Raw genomic sequence first — 23348 nt, 5'->3', positions numbered from 1 at the left:
TTCGTTCGGCGCTTCGCCCTACTGACAGGCCTCGCAGTCCGGGTCGTCGATGGCACAGGCCATGGGCGCGGTCGGCTTGCCTTCCGGTGCGGGGGCAGTGGCCGAGGCGGTGGGCCGGGCCTTGGGCGCTTCGGTCGCGCTCGCGCCGTTGGAGGCCGCGTTGACCGTCTGGCCGCCGCCGTTGCTGGAGGCACCGCCGGTGACCGAGCCACCCGCGCCGGTACCGCCGCCGGAGCCCTTGCCGCCGTTGCCGACCGCGTTCAGTCGATGATCGGTGATCGTCGACTTCTCGGTGTGCGTGGCACTGGTGGAGCGCAGGTAATAGGTGGTCTTCAGGCCTTTCTTCCAGGCGAACTTGTAGAGTTCGTCCAGCTTGCGGCCCGAGGGTTCGGCCATGTACAGGTTCAGGCTCTGGGCCTGATCCAGCCATTTCTGGCGGCGCGAACCGGCTTCCACCAGCCAGCGCGGGTCGATCTCGAAGGCGCATTTGTAGAGCACTTTCAGATCGTCCGGAATACGGTCGATGCCCTGCACGCTGCCGTCGTAGTACTTGAGGTCGTTGGCCATGACCTCGTCCCACAGGCCGAGCGCCTTGAGGTCTTCCACGAGGTAGGGGTTGGCCACGGTGAACTCGCCCGACAGGTTCGATTTGACGTACAGGTTCTGATACGTCGGCTCGATGGACTGGCTCACGCCCGTGATGTTGGCGATGGTCGCGGTGGGCGCGATGGCCATGCAGTTGGAGTTGCGCATGCCCACGCTCTGCACGCGCTCGCGCAGGGTGTCCCAATCCAGGGTCTGGGATTCGTCCTGGTCGAGATACTCTTCGCCGCGGTTCTCACGCAGGATCTTGATCGAGTCGATCGGCAGGATGCCCTGATCCCACAGGCTGCCCTTGAAGGAGCTGTAGGCGCCGCGCTCTTCGGCCAGGTTGGTCGAGGCCTTGATGGCCAGATAGCTGATCTGCTCCATCGAGCGATCGGCGAATTCCACCGCGTCGCTGGATTCGTAGGGCAGCTTGAGCTTGTAGAGGGCGTCCTGGAAGCCCATCAGGCCCATGCCGACCGGGCGGTGACGCAGGTTGGAGTCACGCGCGGTCTTCACGCTGTAGTAGTTGTACTCGATGACGTTATCGAGCATGCGCATGGCGGTGTTGATGGTGGCTTCCAGCTTGGCCACGTTCAGTTCGCCGTTCTCTATGTGCTGCGGCAGGTTCACCGAGCCCAGGTTGCAGACCGCGATTTCCTTGCCCGGCGAGGTGTTGAGCGTGATCTCGGTGCACAGGTTGGACGAATGCACCACCCCCTTGTGCTGCTGCGGGCTGCGCAGGTTGCACGGGTCCTTGAAGGTGAACCACGGGTGGCCCGTTTCAAACAGCAGGCTGAGCATCTTGCGCCATAGGTTCACGGCCGAGAGCGTCTTGAAGTTCTTGATCTCGCCGCGGGCGGCTTTCGCTTCGTAGCCCACATAGGCTTCTTCGAACGCCTTGCCGGTGAGGTCGTGCAGGTCGGGCACGTCGTTGGGCGAGAACAGCGTCCACGGCTCGTCGTTGAGCACACGCTTGACGAACAGATCCGGGATCCAGTTCGCGGTGTTCATGTCGTGGCAGCGACGACGGTCGTCGCCGGTGTTCTTGCGCAGGTCGAGGAATTCCTCGATGTCCTTGTGCCAGGTTTCCAGATAGGCACAGACCGCGCCCTTGCGCTTGCCGCCCTGGTTCACGGCCACGGCGGTGTCGTTGACCACTTTCAGGAACGGGACCACGCCCTGGCTCTTGCCATTGGTGCCCTTGATATGGGCACCCATGGCACGCACCGGCGTCCAGTCGTTACCCAGGCCGCCGGCAAACTTGGACAGCATGGCGTTGTCTTGCACCGCACCGTAGATGCCGTGCAGGTCGTCCGAGACGCTGGTCAGGTAGCAGCTCGACAGCTGCGGGCGCAGCGTGCCGGAGTTGAACAACGTCGGCGTGGACGACATGAAGTCGAAGCTCGAGAGCAGCTTGTAGAACTCGATGGCTTTTTCTTCGCGCTCGATCTCGTTGATCGCCAGGCCCATCGCCACGCGCATGTAGAACGCCTGCGGCAGTTCGAACCGCTTGGATTCGTGATGGATGAAGTAGCGGTCGTAAAGCGTCTGCAGGCCTAGATAGGTGAACGACAGATCGCGATCGGCAATCAGGGCCTGGCCCAGACGGTCGAGATCGTATTCGCCGAGCTGCGGATCGATCAGTTCATGTTCGACGCCGGCGGCGATGAAGTCCTTGAAGTAGGACGGATAGCGCTCGCGCATCTCGGCATGCGTGGCGTATTCCACGGCGCCGTCGGCAAGGAAGGTCAGGCCTTCGTGACGAATCTTGTCCATGAGCAAGCGCGCGGCAACCATGCCGTAGTTCGGCTCGGCTTCCAGGCGCTGGCGGGCCGACAGCACGAGCGCGGTGGACAGCTCGTCTTCGGAGATGCCATCAAACGCGTTCTTGAGCGTGTCCTTGAGCACCTGCTCGGCAGCCACGCCGTCGATGCCGGCACAGGCTTCGTCGATCACGCGGGTCAGGCGGTCGCGATCCAGCGGGCGCGTGGTGCCGTCCTTGAAGGCCACGTTGATATCGGCGGCCTGGGCCGGTTCGCCGGCTTCGGCGCCCTTCTCCGCCAGCTTGGCGGCACGCTCGTGGGCACGCTCTTCACGATACAGGACGTAGGAGCGGGCCACCTTGTGCTCGCCGCTGCGCATGAGCGCGAGTTCGACGTAGTCCTGGATATCCTCGATATGCACCGCGCCGCCGCCGGGCAGGCTGCGGGTCACGCCCTGCACCACCTGTTCGGTGATGTGCTTGACGGTTTCACGGATGCGCGAGGAGGCCGCGCCCTGCTGGCCTTCGACGTCAATGAAGGCCTTGGTGACAGCCAGCTCGATCTTGGAGGCATCGAACGGGGTCACCTTGCCGTTGCGGCGGATGACCTTGTAGCTGCCCGGCGCCGTCGCCTCGATGCTGGCGCCGTACGAATCGGCCGATGCCGGCTGTTCGCTGCGCGCATTCGCGCGATCGGAAACCTGTGTGTGCTCCATGTCCTTGCCTCTTGAAAGCCGCCGCGCCGGGAGAACGACGCCGCGATAAAACGAAACCGATAAACGCTGTGCCGCGCTGGGGACAACGTCTTGGCAGCAAACTCTACCCCACTAGATACTGTGGTCAAGCACCCGTTTTGGCCATCACAGGAACTATATGTTGTGGTCGCCCGGTGAACAAGAGGTGGACAACGCTGTGGATAAACGGGGGTCAAAAACGCGCAATCGCGCGGCCCGCAAGGGCTTGCGGCGGTGATCAAGTCCTGTCCAGTGCAACCGACACTTGGGTACGAACGCGCCTGTACGCCACCTACGGCCGAGCCCGGGCCAAATTTGTAGTGATCTCGTGATCGATCTGTAAAAGACTTCGCGTACAAGCATTTTCAGGCATCGATGGCGCAGACACGATCCATGAAAACCACGACGATAAAATTTTTTTTCAGCCCGGCGATTTTTAATAGTCGCCAGCCGTATTTAAGGCCGATGCGCAGTAGCGGCCAGCGCATTCACAGGCGACAATAGCGCCATGGAAATCATCGTCATTCGCCACGGTATCGCCCTCGACGCCGACAAGGCCCACGCCATGGGCCTGTCCGACGAGGAGCGCCCGCTCACGCCGGAAGGCACACGCCGTACCCGCGCCGCCGCGGCCGGCCTGCGCGCCACGCTCAACGACCTGGCCGTCGACAATATCGTCACCAGCCCCTTGCTGCGGGCCGTACAAACCGCGGAGATCCTCACCGGTTATCTGGACGATGCCACCATCGAGGAAGCCGAAGTGCTCGCCCCGCCGGTGGATATGGCCGCGCTCGACGAATACCTGCATACCCATTTCGGCGACCGCCGGCTGGTGCTGGTCGGCCACGAGCCGGATCTGGCCACCTGGGTGTCGTGGAGCCTCACCCGCCGGCGCGATCGCCTGATGGCGTTCAAGAAAGCCGGCGCGGCGCTGCTGGAATTCCCCGGCTCACCCGACGGCGGCACCGGCACACTGCGCTGGCTGCTCACCGCCCGCCAGCTGCGCAAGCTCGGCTAGCGGCAAGCTAGACCGATACGCCAAACACCAACCCGGCGGCCGCGGTCACGCCCATCGCAATCGCGCCCCAGAGCGTGACCCGCAGCACGGACTTGCCCATGGGCGCGCCGCCGGCCCGGGCGGACAGGGCGCCCAGTGCCATCAACGACAGCAGCACGCTGACCGCCACCGCGCCGATCACCGCCGACCGGCTCACGAGCAGCACGACAATCAACGGCACCGCCGCGCCGGCCGCGAAGGCGCCAGCCGATGCGAATGCGGCCTGTAGCGGGCGCGCTGCGGTGATCTCGGACAGCCCCAGTTCGTCGCGCGCATGGGCCCCGAGCGCGTCGTGTTGCATGAGCTTGACAGCGACCTGATCGGCCAGCGGTTCGTCGAGACCGCGTTCGATATAGATGCGTTTGAGCTCGGCCTGTTCGGCTGCCGGGTGGCGCTCAATCTCGCGTTCTTCCATCGCCAGATCGGCCTGCTCGGTATCGGCCTGCGAACTCACCGAGACATATTCACCGGCCGCCATCGACAATGCCCCGGCGACCAGCCCGGCGATGCCGGCCAGCAGCACACTATGGGCATCGGCCTGGCTGGCGGCCACGCCAAGCACCAGGCTGGCGACCGACACGATGCCGTCGTTCGCGCCGAGCACCGAGGCGCGCAGCCAGCCCAGCCGATGGCTGTTGTGATGCTCGTGATGATGGCGTTGCGCCGACATACCGGTCGTCCTCGTTCATATCGCTTCCGATCGGCGTTGTATCACAGCAATTTGTGCGATGTTTGAGCCGTTCTGATTCTGATTATCACTCCCTCGCGACGCCGGAACGACGTCGACCCAGGCCGGCGATACCGGCGGGGACCGGCATCGACGGCGCGGTTGCTGTCGGCCCGCAGCGGTGCATTGGCGAATGCTAGGATCGCCCCTATCGTCGGGTCAGGCGAACCCCTGACCCGATCGCCATCCGCTGCAGGCCTTCTGACGCATGCCATGACCGATTACGACTGGCTCATCATCGGCGGCGGCCCGCACGGGCGTTTTGCCGCCGCGTCGATCGCCGCCGCCGTGCCCGCTGCACGGCTAGCGATTGTCGACCCGATGCCCGCGCTGGCGGCCTGGCGCGAACGGGCTGGCGCCTGCGGCATGCATTACCTGCGTTCCTCCAATGCCCACCATCTGGGCGCGCGTGCCCACGGCCTGCGACGTTTTGCCCAGGCCCACGGTTTCGACGGCGCCGACGAACTCGGCTATTACCGTCGTCCCTCGCGGGCCCTGTTCGAAGCCCATGCCGAACAGGCCCTCGCCGGGCTTACGCGTATCGACGATACCGCCGATCGGGTCGTACCTCAGGCCCACGGCTGGCGCGTCCACACGACGGGCCGCGACGAATACGACACCGCGCGGCTCGTGCTCGCGCTCGGGCCGAACGCGCCGTATCGGCCGCGTTGGGCGGCGGGCTGCGAACACGTCTACGACGCCGACTTCGATATGAACGCGTCCAAGGCCGCGCGTATCGCCGTGGTCGGCGGCGGCATCACCGGCGCGCAACTGGCGTTGCGCCTGCACGAACACGACCATGCCGTGTGCTGGGTCACGCGGTCGCCACCGCGGCGGGCCGATTTCGATAGCGACCCCTGCTATGCCGGCCCGCGCTGTCTGACACCCTTTACCGAAACACCCATCGAAGACCGCACTGCCCTGCTCGCCGAGGCGCGCCAGCCCGGCACGCTGCCGCCAGATGTCTTTGCACGTATGACCGCCGCGTTGGCCGCCGGCGATATCGCCTGGCGCCGCGGCCACGTCGTATCGAAGGATGACAACGGACTGGTGTTCGACGACGGCCGGCGTATCGATGCCGATCGGGTGATTCTGGCAACCGGCTTCGAACAACATGCCCGCCCCGACAGCCTGCTCGGCGCCACCATCGATGCGCTGGATCTACGCTGCGATCGCGACGGCCATGTCTTTATCAACGACGATCTTGAAGCCGTCCCGGGTCTGCATCTGCTCGGCCGTCCGGCCAGTCTTCAGCTCGGGCCGATGGCGGGCAATATCAAGGGCGCACGCCTGGCGGGTACGCGGCTGGCAGCGCTCGCAAAGCGCGGCGCGCGAAACGCAGCGTAGCCGGGGCGTCTTATTTCCATGCGGCCGGCTGATCGCGCTGGCGCATGAAATCGTCACTGACGCCACGTCGCTCGAACCCGCTTTCCCAAGCCTCGGCGCCGGGCGCGACCTTGGGCCGGCGCACCGCGTGGCTGCGATTACGCTTGAATACAGCGCCGCGTTCCATGGACTGCACATCCGCTGGATCTACCCAGCGTATAGCCAGATAGGGAGGCCGACAGCCGCGTAAAAATACTAGCCGAGCAGCAACGATCCGAAACAAAACGCCGACGTTTGAAGGCGCTCTAAACGGTCGGTTTGCGCAAGAACAGGTGTGTAAAAAACACGATCCAATCAACCCCGTATACGACAAGCACCGCAAACAAAACATCTGGTTTGCCAATCGCAGCGGGGAAGCCGTCAAGGCTCGGTTCGACAACACCATTCCAGATATATGTCATGTCTGCGATGAATGCGGACCAGTGAAGGCGAAAAAAACCGCGCCCTACGACCGCTAAAATAACCGCGCCGAACAGATTCAACCGGCGTTTCACGTACTTGCGGTATCCACAATAATTCCGAACGAGCTTGCGCTCCATTAGCCGATGCCATGTCCGTCGCCGCTCGTCGCGGCGCACTTCCAATTCAAAAAGCAGCCGTCGCACCCAGCCAATACGCAGGCCCATCGCGAGCGCAATCAGTAGATACCAAAGCTGTAATGTCGACCGCGCCGGATCTACTTCGATGAACTCAATTCGCGCAAGCCAGCGATACGGCAAGCCCAGAACAAAAAGAAGCGCGAAGCTCAGAACAATCGCCACCCACTCGCCGTGGAACGGTATTCGCTGAATCTTTCGTATGCGGCGCCCCTTCGCGTCGCGGCCGGAAAGCTGACGATCCAGCCAATCGGCCAGAAAGAGCGGCTCGGGCGGCCCGTGTGGCTCTGGGGCACCCGAGCCGGGCAAATCTTCCAGCCCCGTGGGGCGGCCGATTGCCACGGACTATGCCATCAGCGGCGGCGCTTCCTTGATGTAGTCGCGACGTTTGTTGGTGGCCTCGCCGGTGAGCGCAAAGCCGATGAGCCGGCCGTCCTCGCTCATGCAGCGGGCTTCGAAATCGGGCATATCGCCTTCGATTTCCCACTGGCCGCCGCTTTCGACCGGCGGCAACACGACCACCGGGCAGACATGGGTTTTCACGATGATCGGCAGCGTCGGGTATTTGACCTGCCCGGGCGTGTCGCCCTCGGCGCCGGCCAGTGTCTTGCCCAGCGTACGCGCACACTGCATGAGCGGGCCGACATAGGGCCGCCACTGGCCATCCACTTCGGCACAGTCACCCAGCGCGTAGATGTTGGGGTCGCTGGTGACCAGCGTGCGATCGACCACGATGCCCTTGTCGATCTTGAGGCCGGCCTTTTCGGCCAGCTCGATGCCCGCGCGCAGGCCGACCGCGGACAGCACCGCATCGGCATAGATACTTTCATCGTTATCGAGCACGATCTGCAGGTGCTTGTTGCTGTGATGCACACCGGTGGCCGCATGGCCCAGGTGCCAGTGCACGCCGGCACGGGTCAACGCGTATTCGACCGCCTGACCGCAGGCCTTGGGCAGCAGCTGCGAAAGCGGCCAGTCGGCCGGATCGGCAATCGAAACCTCGTAGCCGGCCTTGATCAGATCGTTGGCGAATTCGCAGCCGATCAGCCCCGCGCCGAGAATCGCTACATGCTTGGCATCGCCCAGGTTCGAACGAAAGCTGCGGTAGTCGAACAGGTTGTTGACCTTGTGGATCGACTGGGTGGCATCGCCGGCGAGCTTGAGCACGATGGGATCGGCGCCAAACGCGAGCACGAGCTTGTGATAGGTCAGCGTATCGCCATTAAGTACGACCTGGCGCTTGTCGCGATCAATGGATTCCACCTGGCGATGGGTCAGGATCGTCGCGTCCAGCTCTTCGGCCATGGCGTCGGCGTCTTTCTTGATCAGATCGTCCGGCGCGGCCTCCTTGGCGTGGGCTTCCGACAGATCGGGCTTGTAGTAGTTGGCGCCGTCGTCACGGGTGATCAGAACCAGCGGACGCTCCTTGTCGTGCTTGCGAAATTCGCGGGCCGTGCCGTAGCCGGCCAGCCCCGTGCCGACGATGATGATCGGATCCATGCGTGCTCTCGGTTGAGATCAAATAGCAGGCCGGCGAGCGGCCCATGGGTGACGACGTGCCAAGCGGATCAGTCGACTTCCATCATTTCGAAATCGTCTTTGGGCGCGCCGCAGTCGGGACAGGTCCAGTCGTCAGGAATGTCTTCCCACTTGGTGCCCGGCTCGATCCCCTCGTCCGGCATGCCCTCGGCTTCGTCGTACTCGAAACCACAGACAATGCATTGCCATTTTTTCATCTAACGTCCTTTATGAACTATTGCGCTGTAGCAAATTCGGGTGCCGTGGCCACGGCACCCGCTCGGTGGACCTCAAGGCTACCAAAACCGCCGTACGACGGCGATTGGTTGATTACGCAGCAATCGCCCTAGGCAGACACATCGGCAGCAGGCGTGCTCGGCGGCGGATACTTGGCCAGCAGGCGCTCGCGCTGGCCCGGCTGCAGGTTGGCGCGCCGCAGGTCGCCGTCGTAATGCGTCAGTACGCGCTTGTCCATCACCCGATACCAAAGCGGCGGAAAGTAGGCGAGCACGATCATGCCGGCATAACCGGTGGGCAGTTCCGGCGCCTCGTCGAAATGGCGCAGCGACTGATAGCGCCGCGTCGGGTGGGCATGGTGGTCGGAATGGCGCTGCAGATGGAACAGGAAGATGTTGGTCACGATGTGATCGTTGTTCCAGGAATGTTCCGGCTGGCAGCGCTCGTAGCGCCCGTCCGCGCGTTTTTTGCGCAACAGCCCGTAGTGCTCGGCATAGTTGACCGCCTCCAGCAGGGAGGCACCGAGGATGGCCTGAACGATCAGAAACGGCAGCAGTTCGATGCCGAAGGCCAGCATCAACGCGCCCCAGAGCATCGCGGTCATGCCCCAGGCCTGGAGCACTTCGTTATGCACGCTCCACACGCCGCGGCCCTTGCGCGCCAGCGTGGTCTTTTCGATCTCCCAGGCCGAGCGCAGGCTGCCGACGACCGTGCGCGGCAGAAACGCCCAGAAGGATTCGCCCATGCGTGCACTGGCCGGATCTTCCGGGGTGGCCACGCGGGCATGATGGCCGCGGTTGTGCTCGACATAGAAATGGCCATAGGCCACCGGTGCGAGCGCGATCTTGGCCAGCCAGCCTTCCAGCCAGGTGCGCTTGTGCCCGAGTTCGTGCGCAGTGTTGATGGAAATGCCCGACAGCATGCCGATGGTGGTCACGAAGCCCAGCCACTGCCAGATCGTCATGTCCTGCGTACCCACGATCGCACAGGCGCCGATGAACAGCCCCATCTGCACCAGCACGTAAATGTAGGTGGAATAGCGATAGAACGGATCATGCTCGAGGATTTCCATCACCCGCTCGGGCGGATTGCTGCTGTCCTTGCCGATAAAGAAATCGAGCAGCGGCACGACGATATACACCACGATCGGCCCGGCGAAGATCAGCGGCGTGATGCCCGTGAACCAGCCCGTCAGCGCGGTGGCGGCCACGATGATGATGATCCCGAAGCCCATCGGCCAGAGCCAGCGCTTGCGGTCATGGGCCCGCGCTTCGGCCATTGTCATTGTGTTCATGCGATCTCCTCGCGTTCGCGACATCGGGCCGATCGAGCACGCGGGTTTACGCCTGACCGATCGGTTTATTACATTGCACGATGTAACACTAATAATTAAACGACCGGTTAGTCAATAGCCTGTGCTACGGTCGGGCTCTATTCGATAATCACGACAGGCCATGGCACGACCGGCAGACAGCGATCCACGCGAAACACGCGAGCGCATTTGCGAGGCGGCGTTTCGGGCGTTCGGTCGTTTTGGCTACGACGGCGTTTCGATGACGCGTCTTTCCAAGGAGTCGGGGGTGACCAAAGCCGCCCTGTACTGGCATTTCGATAGCAAGCAGGCGCTCTACGCCGAGGCCATGAAGCGGCTGATCGGTATTTTCGAAGCCCACGTATTCGACGCCGTGGCTGATGAAACCGACCCGGTGGAACAGATCTTCGCGATGTTTTCCGGCCTCGAGCAGCTGGTCGAGGATCCGCGCCTGGCCGAGGGCATCGCCGGTTACTGGCTCAAGCCCAGTACGGCCGACGTCGATGCCGCGACCACCGTGCAGCAGGCATTCGAAGCCGAGGCCGTGGCCGCAATCGAACAGGTGCTCGACGAGGCCCGTGCCGCCGATGCGCTGGGGGTGGAAGGCTCGACACGGGATATGGCACGCGCGTTCATTTCGCTGATCGAAGCCATCGTGCTGCCGCTGGGCCATCGCAGCACCCGGGATCATCGACGCGTGGTGCGCGTACTCGCCCATATCTTCTTTCAGGCCCATGCCCGCGCACCGGAACTGGCCCAACGTGCCGCGCAACGCCTGGATATGGCCACGCCCTCGTAACCGCCGCTCGCCGCTTCGACACGAAACTGACATAACATCGGGCCATGCGAATAACCCTCGACGCGATCGACGTCGAGCCAGGAGGAACCCACCATGAGTACTGCCGTAGACCACATCGCGACCGCGCCCGAAGAGGCCGATGCCAATCGTACCGAGCGGCTGCTCGCAGCCCAGCAGGCTAAGGCGCTGTCCCTGCGCACCTCGCCCGCGGCCGAGCGCATCGACAAGATCAAGCGTCTGCGCCAGGCGATGTTCGATCGCACCGAACAGATCTACGAGGCCTGCCACGCGGACTTCGCCAAGCCGGCCCCGGAAGTCGATATCACCGAAATCCTGCCGGTGGTGATGGAAGCCAATCACGCCATCCGCCATCTCAAGGGCTGGATGAAGCCCGAACGCAAGCGCCCGACGCTACTGATGTTCGGCACCTCGGCCGAGGTGCGTAACGAACCCAAGGGCGTGTGCCTGATCATTTCGCCCTGGAACTATCCGCTCAACCTGAGCTTCGGGCCACTGGTATCGGCGCTGGCGGCCGGCAATACGGTCATTCTCAAACCCTCGGAGCTGACCCCGCATTGCGCCCAGCTCATGGATGACATCGTCAGCGATATCTTCGACGAGGATGAAGTCGCGGTGGTTCAGGGCGCGGTGCAGACCTCGCAGCATCTGCTGGGTCTGCATTTCGACCATATCTTTTTCACCGGTTCGCCCGCGGTCGGCAAGATCGTAATGCGCGCGGCCGCCGAAAACCTCACCTCGGTAACGCTCGAGCTGGGCGGCAAATCGCCGGTGATCGTCGACAAGAGCGCCGATATCGCCAACGCCGCCAGGAACCTGGCCTGGGGCAAGTTCGCCAACAACGGCCAGACCTGTATCGCGCCGGACTATATGTATGTCCATGCCGATATCGTGGATAGCTTCATCGAGGCCATGGGCAAGGCCATGAAAAAACTCTATGGCGACCAGTCGCACATGGCTTCGAATCGCGACTACTGCCGGATCGTCAACGACAAGCACTACGGCCGGGTCAAGGGCCTGATCGAAGATGCCACCGAGCGCGGCGCGCAAGTGGCCATGGGCGGGGTGCCGGCCAGCGACGACAATTTCATCGCCCCGACCGTGCTCACCGATGTCGATCGCGATGCGCGCGTGCTCGACGAAGAGATCTTTGGCCCGGTGCTGCCGATCATCCCCTTCACCGATACCGATCGCATCATCGGCGAGATCAACGCCAAGCCCAAACCGTTGGCGCTGTATGTGTTCGCGCGCGACAACGACTTCATCGAAAAGGTGCTGTCCAACACCAGCGCGGGCGGCTCCTGTGTGAATCATTCCATGGTGCAGTTTCTGCACGCCAACCTGCCCTTCGGCGGCGTCAACAATTCGGGGCTGGGCAATTCGCATGGCCACTACGGCTTCAAGGCCTTCAGCCACGAACGCGCGGTGGTACGCGAACGCTTTTCGCTAAGCTTTTTGTTCCTGCCGCCCTACAAGGGCTTCACCCGCTGGTTCATCAAGTTCGCCACACGCTGGTTGAGCTGATCTACGGCGCGTCGAAGCCGGCCAAGCGGCATTCGCGCAGGCCTCGGCGTGCGCGGGGATACGCATTGTTCGCGCGGCGCGAATCGCCAGTCGCGCGTCAGAATCGTGCCCCGCGCGAGGGCCGCCTTGCGTTAAGCTGATGCCCGCCATTCAACCCGACCCGTAGACGATCATGTCCGCAGCCCAACGCTTTCTTTCCGCACTCGAAACCGAACACCCGCTCCAGATCGTGGGGGCCATCAACGCCTATTCCGCGATGCTGGCCGAACACAGCGGCTTCAAGGCGATCTATCTGTCCGGCGGCGGCGTCGCGAACTGGTCCTATGGCCTGCCGGATCTGGGCATGACGACCATGAACGACGTACTCGAAGACGTACGCCGCATCACCTACGCCACGGATGTACCACTGCTGGTGGATATCGATACCGGCTGGGGTAGCGCCTTCAATATCGCGCGCACCGTCAAGCTCTTCGAAGGGGCGGGCGCGGCCTGTGTGCATATCGAGGATCAGGTTGCCGCCAAGCGTTGCGGGCATCGTCCCGGCAAGGCGATCGTCTCCAAGGAAGAAATGGCCGAACGCGTGACCGCGGCCGCCGATGCCCGCGACGAAATGCTGATCATGGCGCGTACCGATGCGCTGGCCGTGGAAGGCCTGGATTCGGCCGTCGAGCGCGCTGCGGCCTGTGTGGAAGCCGGTGCCGATTTCATCTTCGCCGAGGCGATGACCGACCTGAGCATGTACAAGCGCTTCACCGAGCTGGGCGTGCCGGTACTGGCCAATATCACCGAATTCGGCCAGACCGAACTCTATACCACCACCGAACTGGGCGATCAGGGCGTGGGTATGGTGTTGTACCCGCTATCGGCCTCGCGGGCGATGGCCAATGCCGCGCTCGATGTCTATGGCGCGATTCGGACCGATGGCACCCAGAAGCACGTGGTCGATCGCATGCAGACACGCAGCGAACTTTACGAGCATCTGGGCTATCACGAATACGAAGACAAGCTCGACGCCCTGTTCGGCGACCAAAAGAACTGATCCACACCGGCCACCGCCGTTCCAGCCACCGAGGACACGCCTGTGAGACCTATATTCTTCATCACGCTTATCGTTGCGATCTTTCTGGGCCTGCTCATCTTCTGGCTGGCCGGCGGGCCGGGCTATCTCACCCCCGATGCCGATCGCGCCGAGGCGCAGTCCGATCAGGCCGCGCTCGTTACGGATGACGCTGCCGCGACCGGCGCAAAAGACAGCGAGACAGCGCAGGCCTCGGCTGAAAAGCCGGCACAGGAACCCGGTTTCTGTGAGCGCGACTTCGATCAGGTCGCCGAGCGCGAGGCCGATGTGCCCGAACTGCGCGACGCCGGCGGGCTGGTCTATATCTTCGAACGCGAAGCGCGCCTCGACGACCCTTACGGCTGTGCCGATTTCTATCTCGCGCACGGTCTGGATATCAACGCCGCCGACCCGCGTGAAGACGGCGAGCAGCTCACCGGGCTGTTCTATGCCATCCAGCGCAACGACCCGAAGATGCTGCGCTTCATGATCGACCACGGCGCCGACCTGCAACAGCGCGCCGGCAAGAACGACACGCGGGCGATGGGCTATGCCTATTTCCTCGCGCTCAAGGACCAGCGCATCGATCGCAACCGCATCATCGGCATGCTCGATAGCGAACTCACCCGCCAGGCCAGCGCCAACGACGCGCCCAAGGCCAAGCCGGCCGACGCCAAACGCGCCGACGCGGCTTAAACCGGCCCGAACGCCGCCAATGTCGACCGGCGGCTAGCTCCCAGTCAGCCTTTGCTGGGCTTCGCGGTACTTCGCCGCGGTATTGTCGATCACCTGCTGCGGCAGACGCGGGCCCGGGGCGGTCTTGTCCCAGTCCAGCGTTTCCAGATAATCGCGCACATACTGCTTGTCGAAGCTCGGCGGGCTCATGCCGGTGGCGTATTCGGATACCGGCCAGAAGCGTGAGGAATCCGGGGTGAGCACTTCGTCGATAAGCACCAGTTCGCCGGCGGCATCCACACCGAACTCGAACTTGGTATCGGCGATGATGATGCCGCGCTCGCGGGCATAGGCCGCCGCGTCCGTATAGATCGACAGGGTCGCGTCGCGTACCGCGGCAGCACGCTCGGCACCGATCAGTGCTACCACCGCGTCGAAATCGATCGCCTCGTCGTGTGCGCCGGCCTCGGCCTTCGTCGACGGGGTGAAGATCGGCTCGGGCAGCTGTTGTGCCTGCGCCAGACCGGCCGGCAGCTCGATGCCGGACACCGTGCCGGTCGCCTGATAATCCTTCCAGCCGGAGCCGATGATATAACCGCGGGCCACGGCTTCCACCGGCAAGGCATCGAGGCGCTTGACCAGCATCGCCCGCGTGCCGACCTGGGCGATTTCGGCGTCGGTGAGGACATCGGTCAACGGCCTCTCGGCACGATGATTGGCGATATGGCCGGCGAACCGATCGAACCAGAAATTGGAAACGGCGGTGAGTACCTCACCCTTGCCGGGGATCGGATCGGGCAGGATGACATCGAAGGCCGACAGCCGATCCGTGGCCACGATCAGCAGATGCTCGTCGCCCACGGCATAGACATCGCGCACCTTGCCGCGCATGAGCAGCGGCACGCTGTGCAGATCGGATTCGAATAGGGTTTCGGGCATGACGCTTGGGCCGCGACGGCGTTCGATGGATGACCCGCGCGATTCTATCAGCGCGGGCCGCGAAAACCCGGCCTCAGCCGACCCAGTAGCGCCCGCCCGTGGCGATCACCACCACGATCAGGCCGATCGCCAGGTTGATGGCGGCGAACAGACGCAGCTGGCCCATCGCGCGGCTGGCATCGGCCAGGGCGCCCGCCGACAACGCCACGCGCACCCGGCGCCAGGGCGAAAAGAACATATGCCCGAACAGCAAAAACATGGCCCAGCCCAGCGCCTGCATGAGATGGATATACAGCGGCACGCCGCCCATGCCCCCGAGCATGAAAATCATGGTGTTACCGGTGACCAGCAACACGATGATCGCAATCCACACCCACAGAAAGAAACGCCCCATCGCGGTGGACAGCAGCGGCAGGCGTTCGGCCAGGGGTACCGACGATGCGGCCGGACGCAGAATACCCACCAGAAAGAACAGCCCGCCCACCCAGATCACGGCGGCGAGCGCGTGCAACGCGATAAGAACGCTCATTCAAGCTCACTGACACAGACAATCCGCAAAGCGTAAACTAGCGCCGCTATTCGATCCACGGTTTTGACCCATGCCCCGTTCCACGCGCGCGCCGCTTATCGCCCCTTCGATTCTTGCTGCCGATCTGGCCGCGCTCGGTGACGAATGCGAGGCCGTGATCGAGGCCGGCGCCGACTGGATTCATTTCGACGTGATGGACAACCACTACGTGCCGAACCTCACCTTCGGCCCGCCGGTGGGTGCCGCGCTGGCCAAGCGCTTGAAAAACACCCATCCGAACGTGCCGATCGACGTGCATCTGATGGTCAAACCCGTCGACGCCATGATCAGCGCGTTCGCCGAGGCCGGCGCGACGTCGATCACCTTCCATCCGGAAGCCAGCGAACATGTCGATCGCAGCCTGCAGCTGGCCCGCGATGCCGGCTGCAAGACCGGGCTGGTGTTCAACCCGGCCACCCCGCTGGAATGGCTGAAATACGTACTCGATAAGGTCGATATCGTGCTCATCATGTCGGTCAACCCGGGCTTTGGCGGCCAGAAGTTCATCGAGGAAGCCATCGGCAAGATCGCCGAAGCGCGCGAGATCATCGACGCATCGGGCCGCGATATCCGCCTGGAAGTCGACGGCGGCATCAAGACCGACAACATCAAGCGCGTGGCCGACGCCGGTGCCGATACCTTCGTGGCCGGCTCGGCGATCTTCGGCCAGCCCGATTACGCCAAGGTCATCGCCGACATGCGGGCCGAGCTGGACTAGCGGTGATCCTTGAGCAGGTTCGCTTAACCCGAAGGCCGTAAGCCAACACAGAGCCGCCACCGGCATCGGTTCATAGTCGTACGTCCGCTCGGCTTTGCGGGTCGAGTTCCTTGTTGGATTAAGCGGCGCTAATGCACCGATGCAAGGCGCCAGCATTGGCGCGCCTCGCGTTCGTCTGCGGACTTAATCCGGCAAACCGGCGTTGCGATCGCGCCGCACCGGTGCACGACTTGGCAACGCGCACGAGATACGTCAGCATTGGCCTACGAAAGCGCGCATACGCGCCGCAGACGAACCGCGATAGACATGACATCGAATCGATCGAAAAACACCGCCAACCGGGCATTCGATGCCGCGTGGCGATGGCGGCAAGGCGACTGGCGAGGCTAAAAACGCCTGTTCCCGGTCGCGCGCTGTGCGCGGGCATCCCCCGTTTTTCAAGCGCGCGCTTGTTGCGATTTTCGATCGAGTGATTTCATGAACAATTCGTCTTCTTCCCCCCGCGAATCGGCCCATTCGCTCCACCACCCGCGCGTGCCGCTGGTGGTCGAAGCGCTGGCCGATCTCGACACCCCGCTTTCGACCTATCTCAAACTCGCCGACGCGCCCTATTCGTTCCTGCTGGAATCGGTGCAGGGCGGCGAGCGCTGGGGCCGGTATTCGATCATCGGCCTGCCCTGTGCCGAGCGTATTCGCGTACGTGGCCATGCGCTGGTTCACGAACGCGACGACGAGATTCTCGAACAGATCGAAACCGACGATCCGCTGGCCTGGATTCAGGCCTTCAACGATGCACGGCCGTTGCCACGCCTGCCCGAGCTGCCGCGACTGACCGGCGGTCTGGTGGGCTATTTCGGCTACGACACCATTCGTTATATCGAGCCGCGCCTGGCCGCGGGCGGTGCCGGCAAGGACGATCCGCTCGATCTGCCGGATATCCTGTTGCTGATCGCCGAAGAGCTGGTCATCTTCGACAACCTCTCGGGCAAGCTCTATTGCGTGGCCCATCACGTCGAAGGCGACACGGCGGATCGCGAACGCGTGGCGAAACGGCTCGACGCCCTGCTCGATCGCCTCGAACAACCGCTGACCACGAGTACGGCCCGCGCGAAAGCCGGCGACACCTCGGCCGAGCTGCTCGACGACAGCCGCTTCGTGTCCGGACTGACCCAGGCCGGCTATGAAGACGCGGTACGCCTGATTCGCGACTACACCCAGGCCGGCGATGTAATGCAGGTGGTGCCCAGCCAGCGCCTGTCGGCGCCGTTCAATGCCGAGCCGATGTCGTTGTATCGGGCGCTGCGCAGCCTGAACCCCTCGCCGTATATGTACTACTTCAACTTCGGCGATCACCATGTAGTCGGCGCCTCGCCGGAGATTCTGGTGCGCGCCATGGACGGTGAGGTCACCGTGCGCCCGATCGCCGGTACCCGCAAACGCGGCGCCACCGAGGCCGAAGACGAAGCCCTGGCGCAGGAGCTGCTCGACGATCCCAAGGAAGTCGCCGAGCATCTGATGCTCATCGATCTAGGCCGCAACGATGTCGGGCGCGTATCGCAGCCGGGCAGCGTAAAGCTGACCGAACGCATGGCCATCGAGCGTTATTCGCATGTCATGCATATCGTGTCGAACGTCACCGGCAAGCTGCGCGACGATCTCACCCCCATGGATGCGCTGCGCGCGGCCTTTCCCGCCGGCACGCTTTCGGGCGCACCCAAGATCCGGGCGATGGAAATCATCGACGAAATCGAGCCGGTCAAACGCGGGGTCTACGGCGGCGCGGTGGGCTATCTGGCCGGCAACGGCAGCATGGACCTGGCGATCGCCATTCGGACCGCCGTGCTCAAGGACGGCGAGATTCATGTCCAGGCCGGGGGCGGCATCGTGGCCGATTCGCAGCCCAACGCCGAATGGGAAGAAACCATGAACAAGGCCAAGGCGGTGATGAAGGCCGCGGCCATCGCCGAGCGCGGGCTGAGCACGCGTGCCCAGGCCAGCACGCCACACAACGGGGGTGACGCATGATTCTCATGCTCGATAACTACGATTCGTTCACCTACAACCTGGTGCAGTACCTCGGCGAGCTCGAAGCCGAAGTCCACGTGGTACGCAATGACCAGGTCACGGTCGAGGATATCGAAGAGCTCAAGCCCGCCGGCATTGTGGTGTCGCCCGGGCCCTGCACGCCGGATGAAGCCGGCGTCTCGGTCGAACTGATCCAGCGTCTGGCCCATCGACTGCCGATCTTCGGCGTCTGCCTGGGCCATCAGGCATTGGGCCAGGCCTATGGCGGCAAGGTCATCCGGGCACGCCAGGTCATGCACGGCAAGACCTCGGTGATCCGCCATACCGGCCGCGGCGTATTCGAAAATCTCGCCGACCCGTTGACCGCGACCCGCTATCACTCGCTCATCGTCGCTCGCGACGGTCTGCCGGACGACTTCGAGATCACCGCCTGGACCGAAACCGAAGACGGCGACATGGACGAAATCATGGGCCTGATCCATACGCCCACCGGCGCCGAAGGCGTGCAGTTTCATCCCGAGTCGATTCTGTCCGAACACGGCCACGAAATGCTGCACACCTTCCTCAAGCGCTGCGGCGAAGGTCGGCCCGCCACGGGAGACGCGCCGTGATCGACAAGGAATTGATGAACCACATCGTCGCCGGCCGCGATCTGTCGGCCGAGCGCATGCACCAGGCGATGACCGCGATCATGACCGGCCAGGCCACGGCGGCCCAGATCGGTGGCTTTCTCATCGCCATGCGCATGAAAGGCGAAACCGTGCCCGAAATCGCGGCCGCCACGACGGTCATGCGCGAGTTGGCCACCGATGTGCCGGTCGATCCGGCCCTGGCCGATCGTCTGGTCGATACCTGCGGCACCGGCGGCGACGCGGCCGGGCTGTTCAACGTCTCCACGGCGGCCGCGTTCGCCGTGGCCGCAGCGGGCGGCCATGTGGCCAAACACGGCAATCGCTCGGTCTCGAGTTCCTCGGGCAGCTCGGATCTGCTCGAGGCGGCAGGAGTCGCCATCGACACCTCGCCGGAACAGGTCGCCGAATGTATTCGTCGGCTGGGCGTGGGTTTCATGTTCGCCCCGGCCCATCACGGCGCGATGAAATATGCCGTCGGCCCGCGCCGTGAGCTGGGCGTGCGCACGATCTTCAATATCATCGGCCCGCTGACCAACCCGGCTGGCGCACGCAATCAGGTGATGGGCGTATTCAACGGCCATCTGTGTGAACCGCTGGCCGAAGTGCTGCAACGCCTGGGCAGCCGCCATGTGATGATCGTGCACGGCGAGGACGGCCTCGACGAACTGTCGATCAACGCCCCCAGCCGCGTCGCCGAGCTCAAGGACGGCCAGATCTCGACCTACAAGATCGCGCCGGAAGATGTCGGCCTGGAACGCGGCTCGCTGGATGGCCTGCGCGTCAAATCCGCCGATGAAAGCCTGGCGATCGTGCGCGATGTGCTGGCCGGCAAGGCCGGGCTCGCCCTCGACATGGTCGCCTTCAATGCCGGTGCCGCGCTGTATGTGGCTGGCAACGCGCCGGATATCGCCGCCGGTGTGGCCAAGGCGCGCGAGGTGCTGCTCAGCGGTGCCGCTGGCGAGCGCATGAACGCACTGGCCGAACTCACCCAGACGATGACCGGCCGCGCCGGCATGGTGGATTCATGAGCATTCGTACGACCGCCACGATTCTCGATCGCATCCTCGTGCGCAAGCGCGAAGAAATCGATGCCTTCAAGGCACAGACCTCGCAGGCCGAGCTCGATGAGGCAGTGGAACGCGCCTTCGCACCGCGCGGTTTCGCCGATGCCTTGCGTGCGAAATCACCCCGCGCGGTGATCGCCGAAATCAAGAAGGCCTCGCCCAGCAAGGGGCTGATTCGCGAGGATTTCGACGTGGCCTGGCTGGCCGAGCGCTATGCCGCCGGTGGCGCGGCGTGTCTATCGGTACTCACCGATCACGACTTCTTTCAGGGCGATAACGATTTTCTCGCCCTGGCGCGCCAGGCCTGCGATCTGCCGGTACTACGCAAGGATTTCATGATCGACCCGATCCAGGTCGATCAGGCCCGCGCCATGGGCGCGGACTGTATTCTGCTGATCGCGGCGGCCCTGGACACCGGACTCATGACCGAACTGGCCGAACGTGCCTTCGAACTGGGCATGGACGTGCTCGCCGAAGTGCACGACAGCGAAGAACTCGAGCGGGCCCTGGAACTGCCGGAACGCACGATTCTCGGCATCAACAACCGTGATCTGCACACCTTCGAAACCACGCTCGATACCAGTATCGACCTGCGCGAACCCATTCCCGCGGGCCGCGTGGTGGTCAGCGAAAGCGGCATTCACACCCCGGCCGATCTGGCGCGCCTGACCGAAGCCGGTTTCGGCGCCTTTCTGATCGGCGAATCGTTCATGCGCGAAGCCGACCCGGGCGCCGCTCTGTCCGATCTGCTGGCTTCACCCGACTAGAACGCGTCTTCGCGCCGCCACTTTTTTTCGCCGCTACAAGCCCCATCGTCGCCTGACGGTATCGATCATCATTTTTGGCACATGAAAGCAACCATCGACTGGCAGGGCCAGCTCAAGTTCTCCGGCAGCGCCGATAGCGGCCACGAAGTCATTATCGACGGCCCGCCCGATATCGGCGGCGAAAACGCCGGCTTTCGGCCCATGGAAATGATCCTGCTCGGCGTGGGCGGCTGCAGCGCGATGGATGTCATGCATATCCTCAAGAAATCGCGCCAGGACGTCACCGGTTGCCGCATCGAAGTCGACGGCACCCGCGCGAGCACCGATCCGAAAGTCTTTACCGACATCCATCTGCAGTTTTTCGTATCCGGACGCGATCTCAACGAAAAACATGTCGCCCGCGCGGTTCAGCTGTCGGCCGAGAAATACTGCTCTGCCTCGATCATGCTCCAGGCCAGCGTGAACATCACGCACGACTACACCATCGAGGCTTCGGGCTGAACATCCCGCGCGATGCGGCCCGCACGGCTGCGTGCGTAACGCTTGACGTACGCGCGTTCGCGCGGATACTGCGCCCTTTCATCGACCTTCGTATGTCGCTAGCCAACGCATCGCCTGGACACCGCTACCGGACAATCGCTGTTATCGTCGCGCCGCCGGCGCGTTGACCACGACATTCAGGCTCACACCGAATTACTTATTCGCCATGGAAAAACTGCGCCTGCACGGCTTCAACAATCTGACCAAGTCGCTGTCGTTCAATATCTACGACATCTGCCATGCACGTACGCAGGAGCAGAAGAAAGCCTATGTGGCGTATCTGGACGACATGTTCAGTGCCGACCGGCTCACCCAGATCCTGACCGAGGTGTCGGACATCATCGGTGCGCATATCCTCAATATTGCGCGCCAGGACTACGAGCCCGAGGGCGCGAGCGTGACCATCCTCATCGCCGAGGAAGCCGCCTACGACGGGCCCACGCCGGATGCCGTGGTCGGCCATCTCGACAAGAGCCATATCACGGTGCATACCTATCCGGAATTTCATCCGGACAACGGCATCTCGACCTTCCGCGCGGATATCGACGTGTCCACCTGTGGCCTGATCTCGCCGCTCAAGGCACTCGATCACCTCATTCACAGCTTCGAATCGGATGTGGTGTCGATGGACTATCGCGTGCGCGGCTTTACCCGCGATGTGGATGGGGTCAAGCACTTCATCGATCACGAGATCAACTCGATTCAGGACTACATTCCCGAAGACATCTGCAACCGCTATCAGATGATCGACGTGAACGTGCTGGCCGAGCGTATTTTTCATACCAAGATGCGGCTGACCGAGTTTTCGCTCAACGACTATCTGTTCGCCGAGAAGGCCGAAGACCTGTCCGCCGAGGAAGCCGCCGAGCTCACCGACCGGATCGAGGCCGAGGTCAACGAGATCTTCTACGGCCGCAATTTCGCCAACGACGCCCAGGACGACGAATAACCCCGTCGCTGCGCGCCATGGCGCGTATCGTGCTTGTATGAACGGGGTGTGTTCATGTTCGTATCCAGCGAGTCTCGGATGGCTGTCCTAGCGAGGTAGAACCGTGGAATTGCGCCCGGACCAGTTCCAGCGCCAAGTCGAAACCCAGCCGCTGGCCCGCTGTTATCTGCTGGCCGGTGACGAACCCCTGCAGGTACTCGAAGCTGCGGATGCCCTGCGCGCCGCGGCCCGCAAGCAGGGTTTCGACGAACGCGAGGTACTGCACGCCGAGCCCGGGTTCGATTGGGGCCAGCTGGCAAGCGCGGGCGCGAGCCTGTCGCTGTTTTCGGAAAAACGTCTGCTGGAACTGCATCTGACCGACAAGGGCCCGGGCAAGCCCGGCAGCGCAGCAATCAGTGACTACGCCAAGAACGCCCCGGATTCGACGCTGCTTTTGATCCTGGCCACGCCGCTGGCGGCCAACGCGCGCAAAAGCGCCTGGTACAAGGCCATCGCCAAGGCCGGCGTTGCGATGTACGCCTGGCCGCTGCCGGGCGCGCGCATGGCGCAATGGGTCGAACAGCGCGCCCGTGGCAACGGACTGTCGCTCGATGGCGATGCCGTTGCCCTGCTTGCCGAGCAGACCGAAGGTAACCTGCTGGCGGCCGCCCAGGAGATCGACCGGCTCGCGCTGCTGCACCCGAACGACACCATTGGCGCCGCCGAAATCGAGGCCGCGGCCAGCGATCACAGCCGTTTCGGCATTTTCGACCTGCCTGCCAAGGCACTGGCCGGCGACAGCGCCAATGCCTTGAAAACACTGGCCAAGCTACGCGCCGAAGGCGTGGATGCGGTGCCCATCACCTGGGCGCTGGTGCGCGAAATCCGCCTGCTTTATCAGGCCACGCTCGCCGCGCGCGCGAATCGCCTGGACGCCATGCTCGGCAAGGTGTTCATGCCGCCGGCACGCAAGCGCCAGATCGGCGAAGCCGCGACCCGGGCCGATCCGGCCATGCTCGCCGAGTTATTGCGCCGCGCCGCCCGGCTGGATCAGATCAACAAGGGGGCCGCGGTCGGGCGCGCCTGGGACGAACTGGTAACATTGACGCTCGGTCTGGCGGGACGGCCTGCGCGCGCGTCCTGCCTCGTATCCAATCGTCTTTAAGCAACAACCATA

General features: G+C 63.5%; 24 protein-coding genes. 14 read left to right on the top strand and 10 right to left on the bottom strand.

Going from position 1 to position 23348, the window contains the following annotated elements; all coding sequences use genetic code 11:
- Window positions 1-18: 18 nt before the first annotated feature.
- Window positions 19-3066 (bottom strand): ribonucleoside-diphosphate reductase subunit alpha, encoded by a 3048-nt coding sequence (locus S4A8_RS12055; protein ID WP_353220327.1) that lies wholly within the window; start codon window positions 3064-3066, stop codon window positions 19-21.
- Between the two features lie 383 nt (window positions 3067-3449).
- Entirely contained in the window at window positions 3450-3572 is a 123-nt protein-coding gene (locus S4A8_RS12050; RefSeq protein WP_353220326.1) for a hypothetical protein, read from the bottom strand.
- Window positions 3573-3592: 20 nt separating this feature from the next.
- On the opposite strand from S4A8_RS12050, the gene sixA reads away from it, so the two are divergent.
- Window positions 3593-4102, top strand: a complete 510-nt coding sequence (sixA, locus tag S4A8_RS12045) for a phosphohistidine phosphatase SixA (protein WP_353220325.1) — start codon at window positions 3593-3595, stop codon at window positions 4100-4102.
- A gap of 7 nt (window positions 4103-4109) precedes the next feature.
- Here the strand turns inward: sixA and S4A8_RS12040 are convergent, their stop codons facing one another.
- Window positions 4110-4811, bottom strand: a complete 702-nt coding sequence (locus S4A8_RS12040; RefSeq protein WP_353220324.1) for a VIT1/CCC1 transporter family protein — start codon at window positions 4809-4811, stop codon at window positions 4110-4112.
- Window positions 4812-5081: 270 nt separating this feature from the next.
- Between S4A8_RS12040 and S4A8_RS12035 the strand changes: the two genes are divergently transcribed.
- Window positions 5082-6215, top strand: coding sequence for an FAD-dependent oxidoreductase (locus S4A8_RS12035; protein ID WP_353220323.1), 1134 nt, complete (start codon window positions 5082-5084; stop codon window positions 6213-6215).
- 10 nt (window positions 6216-6225) lie between these two features.
- Here S4A8_RS12035 and S4A8_RS12030 read toward each other — a convergent pair whose 3' ends face one another.
- The 5 genes from S4A8_RS12030 to S4A8_RS12010 all read right to left on the bottom strand — a co-directional run bounded on the left by S4A8_RS12030 (window position 6226) and on the right by S4A8_RS12010 (window position 9890).
- On the bottom strand, window positions 6226-6381 hold the full coding sequence (locus S4A8_RS12030) for an AbrB/MazE/SpoVT family DNA-binding domain-containing protein (RefSeq protein ID WP_353220322.1): 156 nt from the start codon (window positions 6379-6381) through the stop codon (window positions 6226-6228).
- A gap of 118 nt (window positions 6382-6499) precedes the next feature.
- Window positions 6500-7192, bottom strand: a complete 693-nt coding sequence (locus S4A8_RS12025) for a hypothetical protein (RefSeq protein ID WP_353220321.1) — start codon at window positions 7190-7192, stop codon at window positions 6500-6502.
- A 3-nt stretch (window positions 7193-7195) separates the two neighbouring features.
- On the bottom strand, window positions 7196-8350 hold the full coding sequence (locus S4A8_RS12020; protein WP_353220320.1) for an NAD(P)/FAD-dependent oxidoreductase: 1155 nt from the start codon (window positions 8348-8350) through the stop codon (window positions 7196-7198).
- 68 nt (window positions 8351-8418) lie between these two features.
- Complete coding sequence (locus S4A8_RS12015) at window positions 8419-8586, bottom strand: rubredoxin (RefSeq protein WP_037335711.1); 168 nt, start codon at window positions 8584-8586, stop codon at window positions 8419-8421.
- Between the two features lie 128 nt (window positions 8587-8714).
- Entirely contained in the window at window positions 8715-9890 is a 1176-nt protein-coding gene (locus tag S4A8_RS12010; protein ID WP_502950739.1) for an alkane 1-monooxygenase, read from the bottom strand.
- A gap of 169 nt (window positions 9891-10059) precedes the next feature.
- Between S4A8_RS12010 and S4A8_RS12005 the strand changes: the two genes are divergently transcribed.
- The 4 genes from S4A8_RS12005 (at window position 10060) to S4A8_RS11990 (ending at window position 14011) form a co-directional block, all read left to right on the top strand.
- On the top strand, window positions 10060-10716 hold the full coding sequence (locus tag S4A8_RS12005) for a TetR/AcrR family transcriptional regulator (protein WP_353176317.1): 657 nt from the start codon (window positions 10060-10062) through the stop codon (window positions 10714-10716).
- 93 nt (window positions 10717-10809) lie between these two features.
- Window positions 10810-12258: an aldehyde dehydrogenase family protein gene (locus S4A8_RS12000; protein ID WP_353220318.1), complete on the top strand. Its 1449-nt coding sequence runs from the start codon at window positions 10810-10812 to the stop codon at window positions 12256-12258.
- Between the two features lie 172 nt (window positions 12259-12430).
- A complete protein-coding gene (prpB, locus tag S4A8_RS11995) occupies window positions 12431-13297 on the top strand; it encodes a methylisocitrate lyase (RefSeq protein ID WP_353220317.1) in 867 nt (288 codons plus the stop codon).
- A 42-nt stretch (window positions 13298-13339) separates the two neighbouring features.
- The gene (locus S4A8_RS11990; protein ID WP_353220316.1) at window positions 13340-14011 is read left to right on the top strand and encodes an ankyrin repeat domain-containing protein; all 672 of its coding nucleotides are present in this window, start codon (window positions 13340-13342) and stop codon (window positions 14009-14011) included.
- A 33-nt stretch (window positions 14012-14044) separates the two neighbouring features.
- On the opposite strand, the gene S4A8_RS11985 is transcribed toward S4A8_RS11990, so the two are convergent.
- Together S4A8_RS11985 and S4A8_RS11980 are read right to left on the bottom strand one after the other, a co-directional pair.
- Window positions 14045-14929: a phosphoribosylaminoimidazolesuccinocarboxamide synthase gene (locus S4A8_RS11985; RefSeq protein ID WP_353176312.1), complete on the bottom strand. Its 885-nt coding sequence runs from the start codon at window positions 14927-14929 to the stop codon at window positions 14045-14047.
- A gap of 73 nt (window positions 14930-15002) precedes the next feature.
- Window positions 15003-15458, bottom strand: a complete 456-nt coding sequence (locus S4A8_RS11980) for a CopD family protein (protein ID WP_353176311.1) — start codon at window positions 15456-15458, stop codon at window positions 15003-15005.
- A 70-nt stretch (window positions 15459-15528) separates the two neighbouring features.
- Here S4A8_RS11980 and rpe point away from each other — a divergent pair, with 70 nt between their 5' ends.
- From rpe to holA, 8 genes are all read left to right on the top strand, one after another.
- The gene (rpe, locus tag S4A8_RS11975; RefSeq protein WP_353220315.1) at window positions 15529-16215 is read left to right on the top strand and encodes a ribulose-phosphate 3-epimerase; all 687 of its coding nucleotides are present in this window, start codon (window positions 15529-15531) and stop codon (window positions 16213-16215) included.
- Window positions 16216-16692: 477 nt separating this feature from the next.
- Window positions 16693-18240, top strand: a complete 1548-nt coding sequence (trpE, locus tag S4A8_RS11970) for an anthranilate synthase component I (RefSeq protein ID WP_353220314.1) — start codon at window positions 16693-16695, stop codon at window positions 18238-18240.
- Entirely contained in the window at window positions 18237-18851 is a 615-nt protein-coding gene (locus tag S4A8_RS11965) for an anthranilate synthase component II (RefSeq protein WP_353220313.1), read from the top strand. The genes trpE and S4A8_RS11965 overlap by 4 nt, the downstream gene beginning before the upstream one ends.
- Before the next feature lie 14 nt (window positions 18852-18865).
- Window positions 18866-19900 (top strand): anthranilate phosphoribosyltransferase, encoded by a 1035-nt coding sequence (gene trpD, locus S4A8_RS11960; RefSeq protein WP_502950738.1) that lies wholly within the window; start codon window positions 18866-18868, stop codon window positions 19898-19900.
- Window positions 19897-20703 carry an indole-3-glycerol phosphate synthase TrpC gene (gene trpC, locus S4A8_RS11955; protein WP_353220311.1) on the top strand — a complete coding sequence of 269 codons (807 nt, stop codon included), beginning with the start codon at window positions 19897-19899 and terminating at the stop codon, window positions 20701-20703. Before trpD ends, trpC begins: the two co-directional genes overlap by 4 nt.
- An 81-nt stretch (window positions 20704-20784) precedes the next feature.
- A complete protein-coding gene (locus S4A8_RS11950; RefSeq protein ID WP_353176301.1) occupies window positions 20785-21204 on the top strand; it encodes an OsmC family protein in 420 nt (139 codons plus the stop codon).
- A 205-nt stretch (window positions 21205-21409) separates the two neighbouring features.
- On the top strand, window positions 21410-22192 hold the full coding sequence (gene speD / locus S4A8_RS11945; protein ID WP_353176299.1) for an adenosylmethionine decarboxylase: 783 nt from the start codon (window positions 21410-21412) through the stop codon (window positions 22190-22192).
- A 103-nt stretch (window positions 22193-22295) separates the two neighbouring features.
- The gene (gene holA, locus S4A8_RS11940) at window positions 22296-23336 is read left to right on the top strand and encodes a DNA polymerase III subunit delta (protein ID WP_353220310.1); all 1041 of its coding nucleotides are present in this window, start codon (window positions 22296-22298) and stop codon (window positions 23334-23336) included.
- The last annotated feature ends 12 nt before the right edge of the window (window positions 23337-23348 follow it).

The sequence above is a fragment of the Salinisphaera sp. S4-8 genome (genome assembly GCF_040361235.1).
Taxonomy (GTDB): Bacteria; Pseudomonadota; Gammaproteobacteria; order Nevskiales; family Salinisphaeraceae; genus Salinisphaera.
This window is presented reverse-complemented; position numbering and strand designations above follow the sequence as displayed.